Source organism: Caballeronia sp. (assembly GCF_028292365.1).
Classification (GTDB): Bacteria; Pseudomonadota; Gammaproteobacteria; order Burkholderiales; family Burkholderiaceae; genus Caballeronia.
Map to the genome: position 1 here is coordinate 1 of NZ_JAQGMM010000156.1, position 5,965 is coordinate 5,965.

7 protein-coding genes are annotated in these 5,965 nt (G+C 58.9%); all 7 read right to left on the bottom strand.

What is annotated here, in order from left to right; all coding sequences use genetic code 11:
* Positions 1–713, bottom strand: a 713-nt coding sequence (locus JWR14_RS09525) for a citrate/2-methylcitrate synthase (protein WP_299705023.1), incomplete at its 3' end; no start/stop codon positions are given.
* Positions 714–828: 115 nt separating this feature from the next.
* Positions 829–1,101: a succinate dehydrogenase assembly factor 2 gene (locus tag JWR14_RS09530; RefSeq protein ID WP_062086335.1), complete on the bottom strand. Its 273-nt coding sequence runs from the start codon at positions 1,099–1,101 to the stop codon at positions 829–831.
* Between the two features lie 14 nt (positions 1,102–1,115).
* Positions 1,116–1,820, bottom strand: a complete 705-nt coding sequence (locus tag JWR14_RS09535; protein ID WP_031362534.1) for a succinate dehydrogenase iron-sulfur subunit — start codon at positions 1,818–1,820, stop codon at positions 1,116–1,118.
* A gap of 15 nt (positions 1,821–1,835) precedes the next feature.
* Entirely contained in the window at positions 1,836–3,614 is a 1,779-nt protein-coding gene (sdhA, locus tag JWR14_RS09540) for a succinate dehydrogenase flavoprotein subunit (protein WP_299705043.1), read from the bottom strand.
* 3 nt (positions 3,615–3,617) lie between these two features.
* Positions 3,618–3,992, bottom strand: coding sequence for a succinate dehydrogenase, hydrophobic membrane anchor protein (gene sdhD / locus JWR14_RS09545; RefSeq protein WP_165102064.1), 375 nt, complete (start codon positions 3,990–3,992; stop codon positions 3,618–3,620).
* A gap of 2 nt (positions 3,993–3,994) precedes the next feature.
* Entirely contained in the window at positions 3,995–4,405 is a 411-nt protein-coding gene (gene sdhC, locus JWR14_RS09550; protein WP_299705054.1) for a succinate dehydrogenase, cytochrome b556 subunit, read from the bottom strand.
* A 155-nt stretch (positions 4,406–4,560) separates the two neighbouring features.
* Positions 4,561–5,349: a GntR family transcriptional regulator gene (locus JWR14_RS09555; protein ID WP_299705056.1), complete on the bottom strand. Its 789-nt coding sequence runs from the start codon at positions 5,347–5,349 to the stop codon at positions 4,561–4,563.
* Positions 5,350–5,965 lie beyond the last annotated feature (616 nt).

A 5,965-nucleotide genomic window follows, 5' to 3' on the forward strand; every position in this document is an offset into this window, starting at 1 on the left:
GCATTCTGCTCATGGTCCGCATGCAAGATCAAAATGCGATCCAGCGCGCGCACGAGCACGTCGTTGACCTTGTACTCTTCGCACGGGTTCGAGAACATCATGTGCATGAAGTTCGCGCTGTACGACAAGTCGTTCTTCGGATAAACGAACGGCTGGCCGATCGTGAACTTGTACGCCATGGCTACCAGCGTGGGCAGCTTCGCGATCATGCGAATAGCCGACACTTCACGGTGACGCGGGTCATTGATATTCAGCGAGTCATGATAGAACGCCGACAGTGCACCAACGGCCGCCACGAGCACCGCCATCGGGTGTGCGTCGCGACGGAAACCGCGGTAGAAGAAATGCATCTGCTCGTGAACCATCGTGTGCTTCGTGACGGTTTCAACGAAGTCTTCCTTCTCCTTGACCGTCGGCAGATCGCCGTGGAGCAGCGCGTAGCAGGTCTCCATGAAGTCGGCCTTCACCGCGAGTTCCTCGATCGGATACCCGCGATACAGCAACTCACCCTTATCGCCGTCGATGTACGTAATTGCGGAATTGCACGCCGCCGTCGACATGAAGCCCGGATCGTACGTGAACTTGCCGGTCTGGCCGTACAGCTTGCGGATGTCGATTACGTCCGGGCCCAGGGTGCCCTTGTAGATCGGCATTTCGACGCTCGGCGAGTTGTCGCTGAACGATAGCGTGGCTTTAACATCTGACGGGGTCATAGCACATCCTCAATCGAAGTATGGAAACAGGTTTTCGATAATTCGCACGACTCTTGCACACGCCGCGTGGGCTGGCTCAGTGGACTAACTTAGTTGACTAGCTTAGTGAACTAAATCAGGCAGAGCGCAGCATCTCCAGCACGCGGGTCATATCCGGCGAGGCCAGTTCGCCATCCGGTTCCTTGCGTGCCAGCAGCAAGTCCATCAGGTCGTTGTCGCTCAGCTCCAGCAGTTGCGTCAGAACACCGACGTCCGCGTCACTGAGGTCATGCTCATATCGGCTGAAAAAACGCTCGAAGATCAGATCGTTTTCCAGCAGACCGCGCCGAGCGCGCCAGCGAAGGCGCGCCCGGCGTAGAGGGTCGGACTGATGCCCGGAGTCATTCATGACACAAGTCCTTCTCAGACAGCGCGGCGCACCATCAATTCTTTAATCTTGCCAATTGCCTTCGTAGGATTCAGTCCCTTCGGGCACACATCGACACAATTCATGATCGTATGGCAACGGAACAGACGGTACGGATCTTCCAGGTTGTCGAGACGTTCACCCGTCGCTTCGTCGCGGCTGTCCGCAATGAATCGATAGGCTTGCAGCAAGCCCGCCGGACCTACGAACTTGTCCGGGTTCCACCAAAAGCTCGGGCATGAAGTCGAGCAGCTTGCACACAGGATGCACTCGTACAGGCCGTCGAGCTCGTCGCGTTCTTCAGGCGTTTGCAGACGCTCTTTTTCCGGGGGCGGCGTGTCGTTGATCAGGTACGGCTTGATCGAGTGATACTGGTTGAAAAACTGCGTGAAATCGCAAATCAGGTCGCGCACAACAGGCAAGCCCGGCAGCGGACGCAGCACGATCTTCTGCGGCAGGTCGTTCATGTTCTGCAAGCAGGCCAGACCGTTCTTGCCGTTGATGTTCATGGCGTCCGAACCGCACACGCCTTCACGGCACGAACGGCGGAACGACAGCGTTTCGTCGACCGACTTCAGCTTCAGCAGCGCGTCCAGCAACATGCGCTCGTGCGAGTCGATCTCGATCTCGTACGTCTGCATGCGGGGCGCCGCGTCCTTGTCCGGATCGTAGCGGTAGATTTCAAAAGTACGCTTTGCCATTTCGATTCCTTTGCCTTAGAAGGTACGCGCTTTCGGCGGCACCGATTCGACCGTCAGCGGCGTCATGTGCACCGGCTTGTAATCGAGCTTGTCGCCTTCGCTGAACCACAGCGTGTGCTTCATCCAGTTGTCGTCGTCGCGAACTTCGAAGTCGCTATGCGCGTGCGCGCCGCGGCTTTCCTTGCGCGCTTCGGCCGAGATCATGGTGGCACGTGCCACTTCGATCAGGTTCGCGAGTTCCAGCGCTTCGACCTTCGCGGTGTTGAACACCTTCGACTTGTCCTTCAGATGCACATGCTTCACGCGCTCGGACAATTCCTTGACCTTGTCCACGCCTTCCGACAACAGCTTCGACGTGCGGAACACGCCGGCATGCGCCTGCATGGTCGCGCGAATGTCGTTGGCGATCGACTGCGTGTATTCGCCCGACGACGAGTTCTCCAGCACGGCGAGGCGTTCAAGCGCAGCGTCGGCAGCATCGGCCGGCAGCGGCTTGTGTTCCTTCATGTCCAGCGCATGCTTGATGATGTGGTTACCGGCCGCGCGGCCGAACACCACCAGGTCGAGCAGCGAGTTCGTGCCAAGGCGGTTCGCGCCATGCACCGACACGCACGAACATTCGCCGACCGCGTAGAAGCCGTTGACCGGCTCTTCGTAGCCGCCCTTCAGCGTGCCCACGACCTGGCCGTGAATGTTCGTAGGAATGCCGCCCATCTGGTAGTGGATAGTCGGCACGACCGGAATCGGTTCCTTGATGCAGTCCACGTTCGCGAACTTCATCGCGATCTCGCGGATCGACGGGAGACGTTTCATGATGGTCTCGGCGCCGATATGCGACAGGTCCAGCAAGACGTGGTCCTTGTTCGGACCTACACCGCGGCCTTCCTTGATTTCCTGGTCCATCGAACGCGAAACAAAGTCGCGCGGCGCCAAATCCTTCAGCGTCGGCGCGTAGCGTTCCATGAAGCGCTCACCGTCCGAATTGCGCAGAATGCCGCCTTCGCCGCGTACGCCTTCGGTAATCAGCACGCCCGCGCCGGCCACACCGGTCGGGTGGAATTGCCAGAATTCCATGTCCTGCAAAGCGATGCCCGAACGGGCCGCCATGCCGAGTCCGTCGCCGGTATTGATGAACGCGTTCGTCGATGCCGCGAAAATCCGGCCCGCACCGCCCGTGGCGAACAACGTGGTCTTGCCTTCAAGAATGTGGACGTCGCCCGTTTCCATTTCCATGGCGGTCACGCCGAGCACGTCGCCGTCGGCGTCGCGGATCAGGTCCAGCGCCATCCATTCAACGAAGAAGTGCGTCTTGGCGGCAACGTTCTGCTGATACAGCGTGTGCAACAACGCATGGCCAGTACGGTCAGCCGCGGCGCATGCACGCTGCACTGGCTTTTCACCGTAGTTCGCCGTGTGGCCGCCAAACGGACGCTGATAGATCGTGCCGTCCGCGTTACGGTCGAACGGCATGCCCATGTGTTCGAGTTCGTAGACAGCGCCGGGCGCTTCACGGCACATGAATTCGATCGCATCCTGGTCGCCGAGCCAGTCGGAACCCTTGATGGTGTCGTAGAAGTGGTAATGCCAGTTGTCTTCGCTCATGTTGCCAAGCGATGCACCAATACCGCCTTGAGCCGCAACAGTGTGCGAACGCGTCGGGAACACCTTCGAGAGCACCGCGACCGACAGACCCGCACGTGCGAGTTGCAACGACGCGCGCATGCCCGAACCACCTGCACCCACGATCACGACGTCGAAACGGCGACGCGGCAGGGACGTTTTAATTGCAGCCATTCTTTACACTCTCCAGAGAATCTGTGCCGCGTAGCCGATACAACCGACCAGCCAGAGGATCGTCGCCACTTGAAGGAACAGGCGCAAGCCGACCGGCTTGATGTAGTCCATCCAGATGTCGCGAATGCCGACCCACGCGTGATAAAAGAGCGAGAGCAAGGCTACGAAGGTGGCGAGCTTCATCCATTGCATGGCGAAAATGGATGCCCAGCCGTCGTACGAAAAATCACGCGCGCCGAAGAACCAGAACAGCAGGACCAGCGTGTACAGGGCCATCACAACGGCGGTAATGCGTTGCGCGAGCCAGTCACGCAAACCGTAGTGCGCGCCAACGACGAGGCGCTTGGGACCGATTCGATTGTTGTTATTCGCTGCCATTCTCAGAAGGCTCCGAAGAGTTTAAGCGCAACGACGATTGTCAGCAGAGATGACACCGTGAGCACGACGATGGACGTCTGCTTGCCGCCTTCCTTGCTCACTCCACGATGGGTATCGAGCAGCAGGAAGCGGATGCCGGCGCAGAAGTGGAACAGGAAGGACCACGAAAGCACGAGGACGACGATCTTGACGAGGGGATTGGCGAGGAAGCCCTTGAACGAGTCGAAGCTGATCTCCGACGTGAGGCTTTGGTCCAGCAGATAAAGCAGAAACGGCAGCGCTACGAACAGGAGCAGACCACTGATGCGGTGAAGAATTGAAACCTTTCCCGCTAGTGGCAAGCGGTAGGTTGCTAGCTGAGCGATTCCGATATTCCGGTACTCAGGTCTTGGTTTTTTTGCAGCTTCAGCCATGCTAGACCCCAACTTTGTTATCACACTAGTCCGCGATTTTAGCGCCTTTTTATATCGCGCTGCAGCGAAATGCCGCGCAAGAGGCTATTGCTAATCGCGTGAGAAAGGCTCTTAGGCACCCCTTGGGGCCTGCCGCCAAGCCATCCACGTCCCGTTCAACTTAAATCGTTTTGATAGTAGTAGCCGTTCGTGACATACCACCCGCGCCGCACTTCCACGGGACGGTCGCCATACGTGTACGACACCCGCTCGACCGACAATAGCGGCGACCCGGCGGCGACGCCAAGCAGTTCCGCGACTGCTTCGTCCGCCCCCACCGCCCTGATCTTCTCCGATGCCCGGATCATGCGCGTGCCGAATTCCGTTTCGAACATCGCATAAAGCGGGCCTTTGTAATCCGCCAGGCGTTCAGCCGTCAGCCCGCGAAAGACCACACCGGGTAACCAGATTTCATCGAAGACGGTGGTTTCGCCGTCGAATTGCAGCAAGCGCTTGATACATACGACCGGGTCAGCCGGCTTCAGGTCCAGTTGGCGAGCGATCTCGGCGGGTGCGCGCAAACGGCGGCACTCCAGCAATCGGCTCACGTGGGGATGAAGGTCGCCGTCTTCCGGCAGTAACCGGAGAAAGCGGAACTGTACGCGATCTTCGTTGTGCGTTGCAACAAACGTGCCCTTGCCCTGACGGCGCACGAGCAGGTTGTCGGCGGCGAGTTCGTCAATGGCTTTGCGCACCGTCCCCTGGCTGACCTTGTAGCGGGCAGCCAGCTCAACTTCGCTGGGGATCATTTCGCCGGGCTTCCATTCGCCCGATTCAAGCCCCTGGGTAATCAGGGCCTTGATCTGCTGGTATAGCGGGCTGAACGTCGGCGACGAGGCAGGCACGACTTCCGCCGCACCGGATGCGCCGGAAAGGTTCGTGGTGCTCGCTGGGTTTGAATTCATGCGCGCATTTCATCATAAAGCGTCAACGCGCGTCTAGCGTTTTCCCGGACATTCCTATGTCTTATATAAGACATATGATACGGTTGACTTTGCCCTGATCGAATCCTACACTCCTTGGCGAGCAAGGGTTTGCGGGATGCTGCGCGTGTCATGCGGCGCACCCGGTACGTCGGCTAGCGTTGCGCTGGCTACCAAAAGGCCCCAGAACGCCCTACCGCTCACCGCTTCATGCCGAACGGCTTTCGTGTTCGCTGCCGCTGCCAGTGCCCTGCTCTTGCAACGCCCGCGCGCCCTCGAAAACGCGACGCACGAAGTGTTGTGCGGCGCTGAACTGCAGGATCCAGCGCAAATCCCCCTGCTCACAGAGCCAGATTCCCAGCACGAGGGTCGGGCTGCGATTGCCGGCATGCTACCGGAAGGACAATGACAATCTCGCTTCAGGCGCATTGGCATTGGGTTTTCGGGACAGCCCGCGCAGTTCGATTCACATGCTTCATCAACGCTTCGCGTAACGCGCCTAAAATGGCGTTTTCCCCTAGCGTTTCACGCACCGTTCAGGAGTGTTCTCAATGGCTAAGTCCGCAAAGCGCGTTGCCGTCACCGGCGCCGCAGGTCA

Coding starts and splice junctions, on each gene's coding strand:
- JWR14_RS09535 (WP_031362534.1), bottom strand. CDS start 1,820: ATGGCAAAGCGTACTTTTGAAATCTACCGCTACGATCCGGACAAGGAC.
- sdhD (WP_165102064.1), bottom strand. CDS start 3,992: ATGGCAGCGAATAACAACAATCGAATCGGTCCCAAGCGCCTCGTCGTT.
- sdhC (WP_299705054.1), bottom strand. CDS start 4,405: ATGGCTGAAGCTGCAAAAAAACCAAGACCTGAGTACCGGAATATCGGA.
- JWR14_RS09555 (WP_299705056.1), bottom strand. CDS start 5,349: ATGAATTCAAACCCAGCGAGCACCACGAACCTTTCCGGCGCATCCGGT.
- JWR14_RS09530 (WP_062086335.1), bottom strand. CDS start 1,101: ATGAATGACTCCGGGCATCAGTCCGACCCTCTACGCCGGGCGCGCCTT.
- sdhA (WP_299705043.1), bottom strand. CDS start 3,614: ATGGCTGCAATTAAAACGTCCCTGCCGCGTCGCCGTTTCGACGTCGTG.